17 protein-coding genes are annotated in these 17,026 nt (G+C 64.9%); 6 read left to right on the top strand and 11 right to left on the bottom strand.

All coding sequences use genetic code 11. The annotated features are described in order from the left end of the window. The first annotated feature begins 2 nt into the window (after positions 1 to 2). The 3 genes from AC1VON_RS04230 (at position 3) to lpdA (ending at position 4,063) form a co-directional block, all read left to right on the top strand. Entirely contained in the window at positions 3 to 1,016 is a 1,014-nt protein-coding gene (locus AC1VON_RS04230) for an alpha-ketoacid dehydrogenase subunit beta (RefSeq protein WP_172347793.1), read from the top strand. A gap of 1 nt (position 1,017) precedes the next feature. Further along, positions 1,018 to 2,349: a dihydrolipoamide acetyltransferase family protein gene (locus AC1VON_RS04225; protein ID WP_483120553.1), complete on the top strand. Its 1,332-nt coding sequence runs from the start codon at positions 1,018 to 1,020 to the stop codon at positions 2,347 to 2,349. A 319-nt stretch (positions 2,350 to 2,668) separates the two neighbouring features. Next, positions 2,669 to 4,063 (top strand): dihydrolipoyl dehydrogenase, encoded by a 1,395-nt coding sequence (gene lpdA / locus AC1VON_RS04220; protein WP_483120551.1) that lies wholly within the window; start codon positions 2,669 to 2,671, stop codon positions 4,061 to 4,063. Positions 4,064 to 4,212: 149 nt separating this feature from the next. Here lpdA and AC1VON_RS04215 read toward each other — a convergent pair whose 3' ends face one another. Then, a complete protein-coding gene (locus tag AC1VON_RS04215) occupies positions 4,213 to 5,316 on the bottom strand; it encodes a saccharopine dehydrogenase family protein (protein ID WP_483120549.1) in 1,104 nt (367 codons plus the stop codon). Positions 5,317 to 5,438: 122 nt separating this feature from the next. On the opposite strand from AC1VON_RS04215, the gene AC1VON_RS04210 reads away from it, so the two are divergent. Both AC1VON_RS04210 and AC1VON_RS04205 read left to right on the top strand, forming a co-directional pair. Next, on the top strand, positions 5,439 to 5,867 hold the full coding sequence (locus AC1VON_RS04210) for an Lrp/AsnC family transcriptional regulator (RefSeq protein WP_172347797.1): 429 nt from the start codon (positions 5,439 to 5,441) through the stop codon (positions 5,865 to 5,867). 131 nt (positions 5,868 to 5,998) lie between these two features. Continuing rightward, the gene (locus AC1VON_RS04205) at positions 5,999 to 6,142 is read left to right on the top strand and encodes a hypothetical protein (RefSeq protein WP_172347798.1); all 144 of its coding nucleotides are present in this window, start codon (positions 5,999 to 6,001) and stop codon (positions 6,140 to 6,142) included. A gap of 182 nt (positions 6,143 to 6,324) precedes the next feature. On the opposite strand, the gene AC1VON_RS04200 is transcribed toward AC1VON_RS04205, so the two are convergent. The 4 genes from AC1VON_RS04200 to AC1VON_RS04185 form a co-directional block, all read right to left on the bottom strand. Further along, entirely contained in the window at positions 6,325 to 7,695 is a 1,371-nt protein-coding gene (locus AC1VON_RS04200; protein ID WP_483120546.1) for a sensor histidine kinase, read from the bottom strand. Then, positions 7,692 to 8,375 (bottom strand): winged helix-turn-helix domain-containing protein, encoded by a 684-nt coding sequence (locus AC1VON_RS04195; RefSeq protein WP_172347801.1) that lies wholly within the window; start codon positions 8,373 to 8,375, stop codon positions 7,692 to 7,694. Before AC1VON_RS04195 ends, AC1VON_RS04200 begins: the two co-directional genes overlap by 4 nt. Positions 8,376 to 8,480: 105 nt before the next feature. After that, positions 8,481 to 9,275 (bottom strand): COG4705 family protein, encoded by a 795-nt coding sequence (locus tag AC1VON_RS04190; protein WP_483120544.1) that lies wholly within the window; start codon positions 9,273 to 9,275, stop codon positions 8,481 to 8,483. Positions 9,276 to 9,418: 143 nt separating this feature from the next. After that, positions 9,419 to 9,676: a hypothetical protein gene (locus AC1VON_RS04185; protein WP_483120543.1), complete on the bottom strand. Its 258-nt coding sequence runs from the start codon at positions 9,674 to 9,676 to the stop codon at positions 9,419 to 9,421. A 263-nt stretch (positions 9,677 to 9,939) separates the two neighbouring features. Between AC1VON_RS04185 and AC1VON_RS04180 the strand changes: the two genes are divergently transcribed. Beyond that, complete coding sequence (locus AC1VON_RS04180) at positions 9,940 to 10,575, top strand: methyltransferase family protein (RefSeq protein WP_172347804.1); 636 nt, start codon at positions 9,940 to 9,942, stop codon at positions 10,573 to 10,575. A 27-nt stretch (positions 10,576 to 10,602) separates the two neighbouring features. Here AC1VON_RS04180 and AC1VON_RS04175 read toward each other — a convergent pair whose 3' ends face one another. The 6 genes from AC1VON_RS04175 to AC1VON_RS04150 form a co-directional block, all read right to left on the bottom strand. Next, the gene (locus AC1VON_RS04175) at positions 10,603 to 11,907 is read right to left on the bottom strand and encodes an NAD(P)/FAD-dependent oxidoreductase (RefSeq protein ID WP_483120540.1); all 1,305 of its coding nucleotides are present in this window, start codon (positions 11,905 to 11,907) and stop codon (positions 10,603 to 10,605) included. Positions 11,908 to 12,015: 108 nt separating this feature from the next. After that, entirely contained in the window at positions 12,016 to 13,068 is a 1,053-nt protein-coding gene (locus tag AC1VON_RS04170; RefSeq protein ID WP_483120538.1) for an ABC transporter substrate-binding protein, read from the bottom strand. Then, on the bottom strand, positions 13,061 to 14,173 hold the full coding sequence (locus AC1VON_RS04165; protein ID WP_483120536.1) for an ABC transporter ATP-binding protein: 1,113 nt from the start codon (positions 14,171 to 14,173) through the stop codon (positions 13,061 to 13,063). The genes AC1VON_RS04170 and AC1VON_RS04165 overlap by 8 nt, the downstream gene beginning before the upstream one ends. Beyond that, entirely contained in the window at positions 14,170 to 14,970 is an 801-nt protein-coding gene (locus AC1VON_RS04160; RefSeq protein ID WP_483120534.1) for an ABC transporter permease, read from the bottom strand. The genes AC1VON_RS04165 and AC1VON_RS04160 overlap by 4 nt, the downstream gene beginning before the upstream one ends. Beyond that, positions 14,967 to 15,845 carry an ABC transporter permease gene (locus AC1VON_RS04155; protein WP_483120532.1) on the bottom strand — a complete coding sequence of 293 codons (879 nt, stop codon included), beginning with the start codon at positions 15,843 to 15,845 and terminating at the stop codon, positions 14,967 to 14,969. Before AC1VON_RS04155 ends, AC1VON_RS04160 begins: the two co-directional genes overlap by 4 nt. Continuing rightward, positions 15,842 to 17,017 (bottom strand): acyl-CoA dehydrogenase family protein, encoded by a 1,176-nt coding sequence (locus tag AC1VON_RS04150; protein ID WP_483120530.1) that lies wholly within the window; start codon positions 17,015 to 17,017, stop codon positions 15,842 to 15,844. The genes AC1VON_RS04155 and AC1VON_RS04150 overlap by 4 nt, the downstream gene beginning before the upstream one ends. Positions 17,018 to 17,026 lie beyond the last annotated feature (9 nt).

The raw sequence follows: 17,026 nt of genomic DNA, 5'->3' as shown, positions 1-17,026 counted from the left end.
CCATGCCGAGACGGACCATGATCGAGGCGATCCGCGACGCCATGGATGTGTCGATGGGACGTGACGAGCGCGTTGTCGTGTTCGGTGAGGATGTCGGTTTCTTCGGCGGCGTCTTCCGCTGCACGCAGGGCCTGCAGGCGAAATACGGCAAGAGCCGCTGTTTCGACGCGCCGATCAACGAATCCGGCATTGTCGGCTCGGCCATCGGCATGGCCGCCTATGGCTTGAAGCCGTGCGTGGAGATTCAGTTTGCCGACTACATGTATCCGGCCTACGACCAGCTCACCCAGGAAGCGGCACGGCTGCGCTACCGCTCGAATGGCGATTTCACCTGCCCGATCGTCGTCCGTATGCCAACCGGCGGCGGCATCTTCGGCGGCCAGACGCATAGCCAGAGTCCTGAAGCCCTGTTCACCCATGTGTCCGGGCTGAAGACGGTGGTGCCGTCCAACCCGCATGATGCCAAGGGGCTGCTGATCGCGGCGATCGAGGATCCCGACCCGGTCATCTTCCTCGAACCGAAACGGCTCTACAACGGCCCCTTCGATGGCCACCACGACCGACCGGTGACGCCGTGGTCGAAGCACGAGCTCGGTGAGGTCGCCGACGGTCACTACACCGTGCCGCTCGGCAAGGCGGCGATCCGCAGGGCCGGCTCGGCGGTCACCGTGCTCGCCTATGGCACCATGGTCTATGTCGCGCAAGCCGCGGCCGAGGAGACCGGCATCGATGCCGAGATCATCGATCTGAGGACGCTGTTGCCGCTCGACCTCGACACCATTGTTACCTCGGTCAAGAAGACCGGGCGCTGCGTCGTGGTGCATGAGGCGACGCTGACCTCAGGCTTCGGCGCCGAGCTTTCGGCGCTCGTTCAGGAAAACTGCTTCTATCATCTGGAGGCGCCGGTGGCGCGGGTCGCCGGCTGGGACACGCCCTATCCGCACGCGCAGGAATGGGACTATTTCCCCGGTCCCGCCCGGGTCGGCCGCGCGTTGATTGAAACCATGGGAGCTTAAGATGGGCGAACACATCATCAAGCTGCCCGATGTCGGCGAGGGTGTCGCCGAGGCCGAGCTCGTCGAATGGCACGTCAAGGTCGGCGATATCGTGCGCGAGGACACGGTGCTCGCCGCCGTGATGACCGACAAGGCGACGGTCGAAATCCCTTCGCCGGTCGATGGCGAGATCCTGTGGCTGGGCGCCGAGATCGGCGACACGGTGGCGATCGGCTCGCCGATCGTGCGGCTGAAAGTGGCGGGTGAGGGCAATGTAACGCCTAAGGGTGGCGCCAAGGCCGAGGCAGCGGTGGCCGAACCTCCGGTGAAGCTTCCGACGCCGAAGCTGGAGAGCGCCGAGCCGGACGCGAAGACCAAGCCAAAGGAAAGTGACCCGGAGGCGAAACCCGCTCCGGCCATTTCGAAAAGCATCGGGCAGACGTCCATCTCCGGCGCCCCGCGGCCGGAGGGCGAAAAACCGCTGGCGTCCCCAGCCGTGCGCCTGCGCGCGAAAGAGGCAGGCATCGATCTCAGGCAGGTCGCGGGAAGCGGCCCAGCCGGCCGCATCGGCCACGAGGACATCGAGGCCTTCCTGGCGCGCGGGCCGCAGGTGGCCAAGGCATCGGGCCTCGCTCGCAACGACACGGTCGAGGACATCAAGGTGGTCGGTCTGCGGCGCAAGATCGCCGAGAAGATGACACTGTCCAAGTCGCGCATCCCGCACATCACCTATGTCGAGGAAATCGACGTCACCGCGCTGGAGGAATTGCGCGCCGCGCTCAACAAGGAAAAGCGCGTTGCCAGGGGTGGCGTGGAGAGGCCGAAGCTGACGCTGCTGCCGTTCCTTATGCGGGCGATGGTCAAGGCGATCGCGGACCAGCCCCAGCTCAATTCGCTGTTCGACGACGAGGCCGGCATCATCCACCAGCATGGCGGCATCCATATCGGCATCGCAGCACAAACACCGTCGGGGCTGGTGGTTCCTGTCGTCAAGCATGCCGAGGCGCGCGACATCTGGGATTGCGGCGCCGAGGTCGTCAGGCTGGCCGAGGCGGCAAAGTCCGGCACGGCGACGCGCGAGGAGCTTACCGGCTCCACCATCACCATCACCTCGCTCGGCGCAATGGGCGGCGTGGCGACGACCCCGGTCATCAACCATCCGGAAGTGGCGATCATCGGTGTCAACAAGATGATGGTGCGGCCGGTGTGGGACGGCACGCAGTTCATCCCGCGCAAGATGATGAACCTGTCGTCGAGCTTCGACCACCGCGTCATTGACGGCTGGAATGCGGCGGTGTTCATCCAGCGCATCAAGGCGCTGCTGGAAACGCCGGCGCTGATTTTCGTGGATTGAGGGCAATGGCTTTGGCTCGGTCGCCGCTGACAAGTTCCTGGCCGCCGAGCGGTGTCGCCTGTGATTGGCTCCAGCCCTCCACGCGTTCGTCATCCTCGGGCTTGACCCGAGGATCCATGCCGCGACCGATGTCGAAGGGGGCGGCGGAGCAGAATTCCGCACCGTTGCAACGCACGAGCGTCACGGCATGGATCCCGGGCTCTACACGCGTCGCTACGTTCCTTGCTCTGCCCCGGGATGACGAAGGCGCGAGTGCCTCGGCCAATCCTAGACGTAAGCGATACGGCACGAAGGCAAGGCGACCGATCGAGGTGATCCCATGAAAGAAATCTCCTGCAAGCTGCTCGTCATCGGCGCCGGTCCGGGCGGCTATATCTCAGCCATCCGTGCCGGCCAGCTCGGCGTCGATACGGTCATCGTCGAGGCCGGAAAACCGGGCGGCACCTGCCTCAATGTCGGCTGCATTCCGTCGAAGGCGCTGATCCATGCGGCGGAGGAATTCGAGAAAGTGTCGCACATGGCTGGCGGCAAGAGCCCGCTCGGCATTTCAGTCACCGCGCCCGCGCTCGACCTTGCCAGGACCGTCGCCTGGAAGGACGGCATTGTCAGCCGGCTCAACAGCGGCGTTGCCGGCCTGCTCAAGAGGGCTGGTGTAAAGACCGTGCAGGGCTGGGCGACGTTCCGCGACGGCAAGACCGTCGAGGTCGAGACCGAGATCGGAAGCCAGATGATCCGCGCCGAAACCATCGTCATCGCCACCGGTTCGGCGCCGGTCGAGCTGCCTTCTCTTCCCTTTGGCGGGCCTGTCATATCGTCGACGGACGCGCTGGCTCTGAGCGAGGTCCCCAGGAAACTCGCGGTGGTGGGTGGTGGATATATCGGGCTGGAGCTCGGCATGGCCTTCGCTAAAATGGGCGCCAAGGTTACGGTGGTCGAGGCCTTGCCGCGCGTGCTGGCGCAGTATGACGCCGAACTCACCCGACCTGTCGTCAAGCGGCTCGCCACACTCGGGATCGAGGTGATGACAGGCGCAAAGGCCAAGGGCCTGTCCACGAAGGGCGATGCCCTGCTGGTCGAAACAGCGGATGGCAAGAGTGCCAAGGTCGCCGCGGACAAGATCCTGGTCACGGTGGGACGCAAGCCGGTGACGGAAGGTTGGGGCCTCGAGCAGATCGACCTCGACATGGCCGGCAAATTCATCAAGATCGACGACCAGTGCCGCACCTCGATGCGCGGCATCTTCGCCATCGGCGACGTGACCGGAGAGCCGATGCTGGCGCACCGGGCGATGGCGCAAGGCGAAATGGTGGCCGAGATCGTCGCCGGCCACAAGCGCAGCTGGGACAAGCGGGCAATCCCCGCCGTCTGCTTCACCGATCCGGAGCTGGTGACGGCCGGCCTCTCGCCCGAAGAGGCCAAGGCTCAGGGCGAGGTCAAGATCGGCCTGTTCCCGTTCGCCGCCAACGGACGGGCGATGACGAAGATGGGCGAAGATGGTTTCGTCCGCGTCGTCGCGCGCGCGGACAACCATCTGGTGCTCGGCATCCAGGCGGTCGGGCAGGGCGTGTCGGAACTGTCGGCGGCTTTCGGGCTGGCGCTGGAAATGGGCGCGCGGCTGGAAGATATCGCCGGCACGATACATGCCCATCCGACGCAAGGTGAGAGCTTCCAGGAAGCGGCGCTGAAGGCGCTGGGCCACGCGCTGCATATTTGAGCGGTTACCCTCCCCTTGTGGGGAGGGTCGATCCGCGAAGCGGAGCGGGGGCCTCGCCGACCGTCGACGCTCACCCCCACCCCGTCTCGCAATTTCCGCTTCGCTCCGATTGCGTGCAGACTCTTCCCACAAGGGGGAGGGTAAAAAGCTCAGCTCGCCAGCCGGCTCACCATCTCGTGCTGCGCATACGCGCGCCCAAAGCGGTTGGCCAGAAATGCATCCAGCGGGATGTCTTCCTGCTTGACGAAACCGGTTGCCGGCAGGCTGCCGTCGGCCAGCATGTCGAGCACGGCACAGATGCCGGACGCCGTGGTGATCTGGATGGCGCTGCGCAGCTGGTTGCCGACGCGCTGCGAATAGATCTTGTTGGCGTAGGTCTCCTGCAGCAGGCGGCCGTTGCGGCGCCCGGAGACGGTGACGAAGACGATGACCACGTCCTGCAGCGTCGCCGGCAAAGCACTTTCGAAGATGTCCTTCAGCACGTCGCGGCGGTGGCGCAGGCCGAGATCGTTGAGCAGCGCCTTCATGATCGCGGCATGGCCGGGATAGCGGATGGTGCGGTAGTTCAGCGTGCGTACCTTGCCCTTCAGCGTCTCAGCCAGCGTGCCCAGCCCGCCCGACGTGTTGAACGCCTCGTAGGTGACGCCGTCGAGCGAGAATTCCTCGCGCTCCTCCAGCGGCGGCACTTCGATTAGCTCGCCCTCGACGATCGCCTCGCAGGGCTCGCAATATTCGTTGATGACGCCGTCGGTGCTCCAGGTGAGATTGTAGTTCAGCGCGTTGGACGGATATTGCGGCAAGGCGCCGACGCGCATGCGCACGCTTTCGAGCGTGTCGAAGCGGCTGGCGAGATCATTGGCGACGATCGAGATGAAGCCCGGCGCCAGCCCGCATTGCGGAATGAAGGCGCTCTTGCCAGAACGCGCCAGTTCCTTGACGCGGCGCGTCGAGACGACGTCCTCGGTGAGGTCGAGATAGTGCACGCCGGCGCTGGCCGCGGCCTCGGCGATGCGCGTGGTGAGATGGAAGGGGGCGGCGCTGAGCACCGCGAACTTGCCGGCGAGCGCCGCTTCCAGCGCGCCGACCGCCGCGATGTCGAGTTCGAGCGTCTCGACGCCGGCCGGCACTTCGGCCGCGGCGAGCTGCGCCTCGGAGCGGTCGACAAGGATAACGTGGTAGTCGCCCGTCGCGGCGAGCATCCCGGCAATGGTCGAGCCGATCTTGCCGGCGCCGACGATAACGATGTTATTCATGGTCAAATACCCCTGCCAAATTCGATTTGGCGGAATCATCGCAGCTTGCCTGTCGAAAGGAAGTGTGGAATCTGGCAGACTGAACCCTAATATTAGGCAATTTGCCGAAGGAATTCGTCGAAATGCTCAGTGAAGCCGAACAGGCCCTGCTTTCCCTGCTGCGCGCCAACGCGCGCGCATCGACGGCCGAACTGGCGCGGCAGCTCGGTGTGTCGCGCACGACGGTACAGAGCCGGATCGAGCGCCTGGAGCAGCGCGGCATCATTGCAGGCTACGGCGTCAGGCTCTCGGCGGACTACGAGCAAGGGCTTGTCAAGGCACATGTGCTGCTCACCGTCACGCCGAAGCTTGCCGACAGAGTGGTGCGGGCCCTGCAGGCGCTGCCGCCGGTCAGGACGCTGCATTCCGTCAGCGGCAATTTCGACATGATCGTCATTGTCGACGCCCCGTCGATCCGCGACCTCGACGCGCTGCTCGACCGGATCGGCGCCATGGACGGCGTCGAGCGGACCTCATCTTCGATCATTCTGTCGACGCGCATCGACCGCTGAGCGTCGTGCCCTTACCGATTTGTAAAAATCCGGCAAGACGTCCGTATTCTCCATCGGACATAGTCGCGCCATGACCCGCTGCCGCAGCCTGGATCCCCGGCCAGCAAGCCCGTCGCGTTAGGAGTTTCGTCATGCAGGGCCGCGGCCATTCCTCAGGCAACTGGATCCGTGTCGCCATGCCCGTGGCGTTGCTGGCCATGGCCTGCCTTCTGCTCGTCATGTCCGGGCACCCGACGGGCGTCGACGAGCGGTCCTACCTGGTCTGGATATGGTGATCTTGTCTGGGATACGGGAGGCTGGGCCGCGAGCGACCCGGCCGCCGCTTCCTACTTGGCGGGCTGGATGCTCGACACCAGCGATCCGCCTGATTTTGTCGAATAGGTGACGATCACCTTCTCGCCGGCCTTCAGCGTCTCGACCTCTATGGGAGCGACACGGGCGGACAACCATTCGCCGGCTAAGCAGATGCCAGCCGAAATCCCACCACCACGGCGAGGCCGGGCCGGCAATCGTCAAGGGCGATGGATGCCCCGTGCAGATCGGCGATGGCCCTGACAAGACTGAGGCCAAGGCCGCTGCCGGGGGTCGAGCGGCTGTGGTCCAACCGGTATAGCCGCTGAAACACCCTTTCGCGTTCGTCCGGAGGAATGCCGGGTCCGTTGTCGGCGACGCTGGCGAGGACACGCTCACCCTGGCGCGCCACCGACAATCTGATGGTCGTGCCGGGCGGGCAATGGCGCAGCGCATTCTCGACCAGATTGGCGAACATCTGCGTCAACAGTTCCCTGTCGCCATGGATACGGTCCCCGCTTCCGTTCAACTGCGAGAACGACAGCACCTTTCCGTCGTCCTCGGCAACGTCGGTATAGATCTCGGCCATGGTCCGCAGGATCTCGTCGAGGTCGACATCGGTAAAGCGGGCCTTGCGCGCGCCGGCTTCGATCTGGGCGATCCGCAACAGCGCATCGAAGGTCTCGTTGATCTGATAGCCTTCCGCGCGCGCATCGGCGAGATCGTCGGAGACGTCCTGATCCCGCGCGGCCTTGTCGGCGGCGCCTTCCAGGATCATTTGCAGGCGGTTGAGCGGCGTCTTCAAATCGTGCGCGATGTTGGTGCTGACCTGTTTCATGCCGTCGACCAGGCCCGACAGCCGGTCGAGCGCCGCATTGACCTGGCCGGAAACCATGTCGATGTCGTCGCCATTGCCGGTCAGCGGGATGCGGGTGTCGAGCCGGCCATGCGAGACGTCGACCATGGTGGCGGCAATGCCGTCGAGACGGCGTTGGACGCGCGAGGCGAGCAAGGCGCCACCGGTGATCGCCAGCCCGGTGATGATCAGGGTTGCCCAGCCGAAGCTCATCAGCATGATCGTCTCCAGTTCCTCCGTCTCGGACAGGCTGAAGGCGATGGTCAGATTGTTGCCGCCGACCGAGCCGGAATAGGCGCGGTATTCGGTATCGGGAGGCAGGCCGGGCATTTCGGCCCCGAACATCGAAAAGCCGTCTGGAAGCCCCGCCGCGGTGAAGTTGCCGGCCAGACGGTTGCCGGCCGCGTCGGTCAGCGAAAAAAGCTGTTCCTTCCTCGGGCTGCGCGTGGAGTGGCTTTGGACGGTCTCCACCAGCTCCTTGAGGTCATTGTCGGCATAGGTCGCGGCGACGACGGAGTAGGTTTCCTTGATGGTGTCATCGAGCTGCTCGGCAAGATCGGCGCTCATCATCTGGTAGACGATGGCGCCCGCCAGCACGAAGGCCAGCATGAACAGGAAAGCAAACGTCAAGGCGAGCCGGAACGGCGTGCTGCGCAGCAGGCGGGCCCATGTTCCGGTCATGACGCAAGCGGTGCGTGCAGGCTGTAACCGGTGTTGCGGACAGTGTGGATGAGCTGGGTTTCGAACGGCTTGTCGATCTTGGCCCGCAGCCGGCTGATATGGGTCTCCACGACACTGGTCTTGGGATCGAAATGAAAGTCCCAGACGCGCTCCAGAAGCATGGTGCGGGTGATCACGCGGCCTTCGCCGCGCATCAGAACCTCCAGCAGGCTGAACTCGCGTGGCTGCAGGTCGATCGGCTGGCCCTGCCTGACAACGCGGCGCATGATGAGGTCCATTTCGAGGTCGCCGACCCGCAGAACGGTCTTCTGCTCCAACGCCGCCGGCCGGCGGGCAAGTGCGTTTATGCGGGCGAGAAGCTCCGAAAAGGCGAAGGGCTTGACCAGATAGTCGTCGCCGCCGGCTTCCAGCCCCTCGACGCGGTCGTCAACGCCGCCGACGGAGGTGAGAAAGATGGCCGGCGTGCGCACGCCGGCGGCGCGGACCGCCTTGACCATCGACAGGCCGTCGAGACCCGGGATCATACGATCGGCTATGATCACGTCATAGGCGCCGCTGGTCGCCGCGAAAAGCGCGTCATGGCCATCGCGCACCAGGTCGCAGACATGGCCGGCCTCGGTCAGTCCCCTGACGATGTAGTCCGCCGTCCTGTGGTCGTCCTCGACAAGAAGAAGTCGCATTGGCCTATCCGGGTGATTGCCGATATCGGGGACAGGCTATCACCGGGATGGGTCCGTTCCTAGGACGGTCGAGGAATGGCAAGCCACGCAGCGCATGCCGAAGGCTCAATCCGATTCCAGGAGGATCTCGTCGGCATCGTCGGCGGTTCTCTTCAATGTCATGTAGAGAACCAGGGCGACGATGCAGCCGAGGAAGATCACGCTGGTAAAGGTGGTGCCGAAACCAAGACCGCCATATTCGGCCGGCTGCGACAGCAAGTCGCCAAAGGACGCGCCAAGCGGCCGCGTCAGGATATAGGCAAGCCAGAAGGCCAGGATAGCGTCCAGATGGAGGAGATAGTAGGCAAGTGCGATGAGTGCGATCACGCCGCCGAACAGCAGGCCCGTGGTCAGATAGCCCATGTCGAAGCTTTCCGCGACCAGGTCGCCGGCGGCGGTGCCGAGCGAGAAGGTGAAGAGGATCGCCAGCCAGTAGAATATCTCGCGCCTGGTCGTGAAGATGGTGTGGATCGAGAGCGTCCGCTCGCTGGCGTACCAGACCGCGAACGTCGCCGCGAGCACCACGCTGAAGGCAATCGTGGTGGTCTGCAGGCGCACGCCGAAATTGTCGACGAGGTTGTCGGTGATCAGCGTGCCGACGACGCTGATCAGCACCACCGCCAGCCAGTAAGCCCAGGGCACGTAGCGTTTCTGCGCGAACTGCAGGACAAGGGCAACGACCAGAACGCCGGTCATGATCAGCGATGTAGCGGTCAGCCCGAGCCCGAGGTTGACGGCCAGATAGTCGGCCGCCGTCTCGCCCATGGTCACCGCCATCAGCTTGATCAGCCAGAAATCGAGGGTGACGTCCGGGACCCTGTTCTGGCCCGGCCCGGCGGGCTGATTGTTGCTGGGGAGCATGGCTGAAGTCCTGAGGTTGATGGTCGTGGCGGGATGAAAGCGCATCGCGAGGGATTCATGCGATCCGCCCCTGTGACGCATGTCTTTCTCAATCGCCCGCAAAACCCTCGGATGATGCCAGAGGGTGCTTTGGACGGCATGGATTACTTGCCCATGACCTTCATGGCCTGGGCGAAGAAGTCGTCGGCGCGCTTGCCGTCATCCGCGTTGCAGCGTTCGATGCCCTTGGTCTCCAGTTCCGAGACCTTGTTCTTGTCCGCGTCGTTGAGCTTGGCCGCTGCCTGCGCCGCGCGCAATGCCTTCAGCGTTTCCTCGCAAGGCGCGGTGGCCGCGAAAACAAGGGAAACCGGACCGGATGCGGCGACGAGGCCCAATGCGACCGCAGGTGCAAATTCTCTCATGAAACCTTTCCCTGTCCGATGCCAATGGTCCGGCTGCCTTAGACTGAAGCCGGCCCTAAAATGGCGGGCTGGCATTCGAACGATAGGGAAGCGACTTCACTCCAGCCTGTCCGGCGGCTTACAAATTCGTAAGAATGGACATGGGCCGTGCAAAAGGTCTTTACGAACCTCGCGCGCTGCGCTGATAGAAGCCAGCGCCTTGTATCCGCCATCAACGGCGTGCCCCAGTGCCCGAACCTGAAATCCGTGCCAGGAAAACCCGAATGGCCTATGCTTCCCTCAAGCCGGTTTCGAAGGCGTTCGTCCAACGCAAACGGCTGATCTTCGTGCGGGTGGCGGCGGCGCTGGCGGTGCTGCTCCTGTTTCTCACCAAGCCGGCGCTCACCGAGGGCTCGGAAAGCCACGAAGCCCTCGAATTCTTCGGCCTCTGCCTGGTGCTGGTCTGCGTCGCCGGCCGGCTCTGGAGCATTCTCTATGTCGGCGGCAAGAAGAACGAGGAGCTGGTTTCTACCGGCCCGTTTTCCATGAGCCAGAACCCGCTCTATTTTTTTTCGACGGTCGGCGCGGTCGGCATCGGTTTGCTCTATGGCTCGCTGGTGGCGGCGGCAATCCTTGGCCTTGCCAGCTTTCTCATCTTCCGCGTCACGGCGCGCAAGGAAGCCGAATATCTCCTGGGCAAATTCGGCCCGGCCTATGCGACCTATATCAAGGCGACGCCCAGGTTCTGGCCGAACCCACTGCTCTACCGCGACATTGACGAGCTGCAGTTCTCGACGCGCGCGCTCAAGCGCACCTTCTATGACGGGCTCTATTTCCTGGCCATCTTTCCGGCCATCGAGCTGATCGAGCATTTCCGGGAGACGGGCATGCTGTTCCCGGCCTTCGTCACCCTCTACTGACCCGCCATTAACCGGCTAATCTTCCGGTCACGCGGCGCTTCGGCTGTCGAGCAACTTGTAATACTGGCTGAAGGCGAAGACGCCGACCTTGCGCAAGGCATGCAGCGCATAGCGGTCGGGTGCGGTGACCGGGAATGGCAGGTCGGCCGGCGCGGTGCCCAGAGCAAGATCGGCAAGCAGCCTGCCTGTCGTCGTGCAGGCGGCAACACCGCGTCCGTTGCAGCCAAGTGCGGTGAACAGGCCAGGCGCCAGCATGTGGATATGCGGCATCGTGTCCTTGGTGATCGCGACCTTGCCGCTCCAGACGAATTCGACCGGCGCGCCGGCCGCCTGCGGGAAGATGCGGGCGAGGGCGGCCTTCAGGGGCGCCGCATCGTCCATGGTCGGGTTGTCGTCGACCGGGGAGCGGCCCCCCATCACCAGCCGGCCTTCGTGGTCGAGGCGGAAATAGAGCAGGAGCCGCCTGGTGTCGGCGACGCCCTGGCCGCCCGGCAGGATGGTGCGGCGCAGCGCCGGCGCCAGCGGCTGCGTGGCGATCTGGAAGCTGGTCACCGGGATGACGGTCTGGCGCAGACCTGGCCACAGGTTCCCGGTGTAGGCGTTGGTGGCCAGCATGACCTGTCGCGCGCGGATCGAGGCCTGTCCGAGATCGATCACCCACTGGTCGCCATCGCGCCTGAGGCCAAGCGCCGGCGAACGCGCAAGCACCGTGGCGCCCTGCGAGATGGCGGCGGCGGCCAGGCCGCGCGCGTAGCTCAGCGGCTGCAGCACGCCGCCGCGCGGGTCGAACCAGCCGCCATGATAGGCCTCGGGCGCCGAGCCGGTGAGATCGGCCATTTGCTGGCGGTCGAGCAGGCGCGCCTCGACGCCCCTGTCGCGCCATTGCCGGAAGCGGGGCGTCACGATGTCCGAAAAAGGCTTGGGTCCATGCGCGCCCTGGATCCAGCCGCTGCGCTCGGCGTGGCAGTCGATGCGGTACTTCTCGATGAGATCGAAGACCAGATCGCCGCCGGCGCCAAAGGTCCTGGTGATGGCGCTGCCCAACTTCCGGCCGAACTTGGCTTCGAGCGTGTCAGGATCGTGCTTCAGCCCGGCGATGATCTGCCCGCCATTGCGCCCGGAAGCGCCCCAGCCAGGTTCGCTGGCCTCCACCACGATCACCTTCCTGCCGGCCTGCGACAAATGAAGGGCGGCGCTCAAGCCCGTATAGCCGGCGCCGACAATGGCGACATCGGCCACGGCATCGCCTTTCGCCCCGGCATAGAGCGGGGCGGGGGTGGCCGTCGCCGCCCACAGGCTGGCCGGCAAGGCTTGGGGTGCGTCAACAGGCATGTCTTCTCCGGCGAGGTCGCGCGATGCGCCGCTTCAACCGTGGGCGCGGTCCTTGGGCCGATGCTCCGGCGTGGCGAGTTTCGGATCAGCCACGCCGGTCGGCGCGGTTCACTGCAGCATCAGCTGGTTCCACTTTTCCTCATAGGCGACCGAATATTTGTCGGCTTCGCCCTCGTTGAGGATCAGCATGTCCTTGATGTTGTCGGGAGCCATGACGAGGATCTTCTTCGTGTCGGCATCGGCGCCCGATGTCGCGCTGCTCAGCACCGGGCCATAGGTCCTGAGCGCGAGCAGCTTCGCCTGCTGGGCTTCTGCGAGCGCGAAATCGATCGCCTCATGCGCCAGTTCGACATTGGGCGATCCCTTGGGGATGGCCCACCAGTTGGCCCAGGCGATGCCGTCCTTGTAGGTGAAGCCGACGGGCGCGCCTTCGGCCTCAGCCGCCAACATGCGGCCGCTCCAGGCCGAGGACATAGCCAATTCTCCCGACGAAAGCAGCTGCGGCGGCTGTGCGCCGCTGCCCCACCAGACCGTGACGTGGGGCTTCAGTTCCTTGATCTTCGCCATCGCCATGTCGGCCTTCTCGGTCGTGTAGGGAAACACTTCCGAGGGTTTTACGCCTGCGGCGAGCAGGGCGGCTTCGTAGTTGTAATAGAAGTAGCGGTAGAGGCCGCGCGGCCCGGGGAAGCGCTTCACGTCCCAGAAGTCGGCCCAGGATTGCGGGCCGGCATCGGGAAACGCCGTCTTCGACCAGCCGATGATCGTGGCGCCGGTCGAGGTGGCGATGCCGTTGGGGGCGACCCATCCCTTATCGAGTGCCGCGGCGTTGGGGACCTTCGAGACGTCGATCGGCTCGAGAAAACCTTCATGACCGCCTTGCCACACGGTGCGGCCGCCTAGGTCGACAAGATCCCACTCGACCGCCTTGGCCTCGACCATGGCCTTGATCTTGGCTGTTTCGGTTGGCGAGGTGTTGATCACCTCGATGCCCTTGAGCTGGCCGAAGGGATCGATGAACGCCGACTTTTCGGCATTCGACAGGGCGCCGCCCCAGGATGTGAAGGTGAAGGGCCGGCCGGCCGCCCTGGCCAGCCGGGGAAGACCCGTCGCGCCGGCCAGCAGGCCGCCCGCTGCCGTCAGAAGGAAAGTACGCCTATGCATCAGCTTTCTCCGTTTTGGTGGGTTTGGATGGGAAATGAGGAACCGCGCGGACATGGCCAGGCTTCCACGAGACATGGACCCTGGAGCCGGCCTGCAATGTCCGGTCGGTGATCTGCCGGGCGGCGAGCGTCTGGCCGCTCTCCAGCCGCAAGGTGAGCTGGGTCAATTCGCCGAGATAGATCACCTCGACGATCTCGGCGGCAACGCCTTCGCCTCCGCGGCCAAGCTCGACATGCTCGGGCCGGATCAGCAGCCGCGCCGGCTCGCCCGGCGCCGTTCCCGGCGCCGCATCGACGGCGAGGGTCTTGCGGAACGCCTCGACATCGACCGAGGCCTTGCCGTCCGATGACGAGAGCACGCGCACCGGCAGCAGGTTGGATTCGCCGATGAAGCCGGCGACGAAGGCGTTGACGGGACGGTCGTAGAGGTCGTCCACCGTGCCCAATTGCTGGATCCGGCCGCCGTCCATCACCGCGATGCGGTCGGAGAGCACCAGCGCCTCTTCCTGGTCGTGGGTGACATAGATCGTGGTGCGGCCGAGCCTCTGGTGCAGCCGGCGCAGTTCGAGCTGCACTGAGCGGCGCAGCTGCTTGTCGAGCGCGCCAAGCGGCTCGTCCATCAAAAGGACGTCGGGCTCGATGACCAGCGCGCGGGCCAGCGCCACGCGCTGCTGCTGGCCGCCCGAGAGTTGCTGGACGGGCCGGTCGGCAAAGCCGTCGAGCCGCATCAGCGCCAGTATGTCGGTGACCCGCCTGGTGATGTCGGGCTCGGGCAGCCGGCGCACACTCAGGCCATAGCCGACATTCTCGCCCACACTCATATGCGGAAACAGCGCATAGTTCTGGAACACCATGCCGATGTTGCGGTGGCGGGCGGGCATGCGGGTGACGTCGCGCTCGCCGATGTGGATCTCGCCCGCCGTCGGCTCGATATAGCCGGCGGTGAGGTTGAGCAGCGTCGTCTTGCCCGAGCCGGAGGGTCCGAGCAGCGTCAGGAATTCGCCGGATGCCACATCGAGGTCGGTCGGCTCCAGCGCCCGAAAGCTGCCATAGGTCTTCGACACGCCGGCCAGGCGCAGCGACTGTCCCGAATGGATCGCGGTCATCGGCTCGGGCTCCCGGATTTGCGGCTGAAAATTTGCGCCAGCGCGAACAGGACGATGGCCAGCGCGATCATCACCGTCGCGGCGACAGCGATGACCGGCGTGAATTCGAGCCGGATCGATTCCCAGATCTTCACCGGCAGCGTTTTCGAGGCATAGCCGGCCATGAACACGGCGATGATCACTTCGTCGAAGGAGGTGATGAAGGAGAAGATGGCGCCACCGACGATGCCTGGCGTGATGTTGGGCAATGTGACGGTTCGGAAGATCCGCCATGGGCCGGCGCCAAGGCCGGCGGCGGCACGCAGCCAGTTGTCGTCGACGGCGCGCAAGGCGATGCCGACATTGATGACGACGAAAGGCAGCGCCAGTATGGCATGGCCGAGGCTCATGCCCAGGATGGTGCCGCTCAGGCCGACATCGAGCGCGCTGCGGTAGAGCGCCACCGCCGTGACGATGACCGGCACGATCATCGGCGCCAGGAACAGGCCGGTGACGAGCGTGCGCAGGCGGCCGTCGATGCGGCGCAGGCCGATTGCCGCGAGCGTGCCGAGCACGACCGCGATGATCGTGGCCAGCGTGGCGACCTCGACGCTGTTGAGAAGCGATGTGCGCCATTCCGGATCGGCGAGGAAGCGCTCATACCAGATGCCGGACCATGCGTGCGGCGGCAGATAGATGAAACTCGCCTTGTTGAAGGAGGCCGGCACCACGGCAAGGATCGGCAGCACGAGGAAGGCGAGCACCAGGCTGGCGCCGGCGTTGGCTGATACGCGGAGCAGGAGCGGCAACCTGTTCATCGTGCGAACAGCCCCCTCTCGATCGGCAGCAGCCGGGCGGTCAACGCCATCAGCACCAGCACGATGGCGAGCAGTGCCAGCGAGCCGGCGGCGGCGAGCGACCAGGCAAGGCGGTCGTTGACAAAGCTGGCGATCAGCATCGACAGCGTGATGGCGTTCGAGCCGCCAAGCAGGGCAGGCGTAATGAAGAAGCCGAGCGACAGCAGGAAGACGAAGGTCGCGCCGCCGGCAAGGCCGGGCAAGCAGAGCGGCAGATAGATGCGCCGGAAGGTGTCGGCGAGGCTGGCGCCGAGCCCATCGCTTGCCAGCAGCAGGCGGCGGTCGATGCGGACCATGGCGCCGTAGAGCGGCAGGATCATGTAGGGCAAGAGGATGTGGATCATGCCGACCAGCACGCCGACATTGTTGAACAGCAGTGCCAGCGGCGCATCGGTGATGCCGCTCGCCATCAACAGGCGGTTGATCGGCCCGTTGCGCTCCAGAAGCAGCATCCAGGAGAAGGTGCGCACCAGGACCGAGATCCAGAAGGGAAACAGCACGCCGTAGAGCGCGATGCCGAACCAAACACCCTCCAGGCGCGACAGCACATAGGCGACCGGCCAGGCGAGCAGCACGCAAAGTGCCGTCACCATGATTGCGACGACAAAAGTGTTCCACATCACCTGGCGGTAGACCGCGCTTTCGGCCAGCACGCCGAAAGTCGCGAACGGTCCGGCCGGGTCGGTGAAGGCCAGCGAGAAAAGCCGCGCCAGCGGCACCACGAACAGCAGCGCCAGCACGATCAGCGCCGGGCCGAGCAGGCATGCGGTCTCGACATGCCGCCGTGACATCACGGTTCGCCCCTTCATCTCCGGCAGGGTGCCTGTTACCGTCACGCCCAGGCCACCTCGCTGAAGACGCCGATGCCGCGCTTGCGGATCTGGCCGGCGACGACCACGCGCTGGATCTCCGACGTGCCTTCCCAGATGCGGTCGACGCGGATGTCGCGGTAGAGCCGCTCGACCGGGTTTTCGCGCATGTAGCCGCGACCGCCCAGCACCTGCAGCGCCTTGTCGATGACGCGGCCGGCGGCTTCCGAGCAGTAGAGCTTCAGCGCGCTGGCATGGGCGTGCACGCGCTTGCGGTCGAGACCCTGGTCGATCTCCCAGGCGACGCGGTACAGCATCGACTTGGCGGCGAAGATCTCGACCGCCATGTCGGCCAGCATGAATTCCACGCCCTGGAAATCGCGGATAGGCCGGTCGAACTGGTGGCGAGAGGTGGCGTAGTCATTGGCGATCTCGGCGGCGCGGGTCGCGGCGCCCACCGCATGCGAGGCGATCTGCAGGCGCGCCTCTACGAACCAGTCCTTGGTCAGTTCGAGCCCCTGGCCGATCTTGCCGAGCATCTTGTCCTCGCCGACCGTGGTGCCCTCGAAGCGCAATTCGGCATGGTCGAAGGCGAAATTGTGCATGAATTTCGGCGAGCGCAGATGCACCATGTTGTTCACCGGCTTGTCGACCAGGAACAAGGTCGGCTTGTCGGGATCGTCGTCGACATGGGCATGCACGATGACGAAATCGGATGCGTTGTAGGAGGTGACGAACCATTTCTCGCCGGTCAGGTGCCACTGGCCATTTTTCAAAACCGCGCTGGTCTTGACCCGGCGCGGGTCGGAGCCGGCCTCCGGTTCGGTGATGGCGAAGGCGCCGCGGCGATGGCCGTGCGAGGACGGGATCAGATAATCCTGCTTCTGCGCCTCGGTGCCGAATTTCAGGCTCACCGGCGGGCGCCAGACACAGCTCCACAGGCCATTGGTGACGCGGCCGAGCTGTTCCTCGATCGCCGTCTGCTGGACCATGGTCAGGCCGAGGCCGCCATTTTCCTTCGAGTGGTTGATGCCGGCCAGTCCCCAGTCGCGCACCTGCTGCCGGACAGTCGAGCGGCGCTCCATCGGCAATTCGCCATGCTCGTCGGTGATTGCTTCCAGCGGCAGAAGCACCTGGTCGCAGAAGTCGCGCCCCTTCTTCGACAGTTCCTTTTCGCGCGGGCTGAGATCGAAATTCATGGCAGTCCT

This window comes from Mesorhizobium sp. HAY1-8B (genome assembly GCF_056868045.1).
This window is presented reverse-complemented; position numbering and strand designations above follow the sequence as displayed.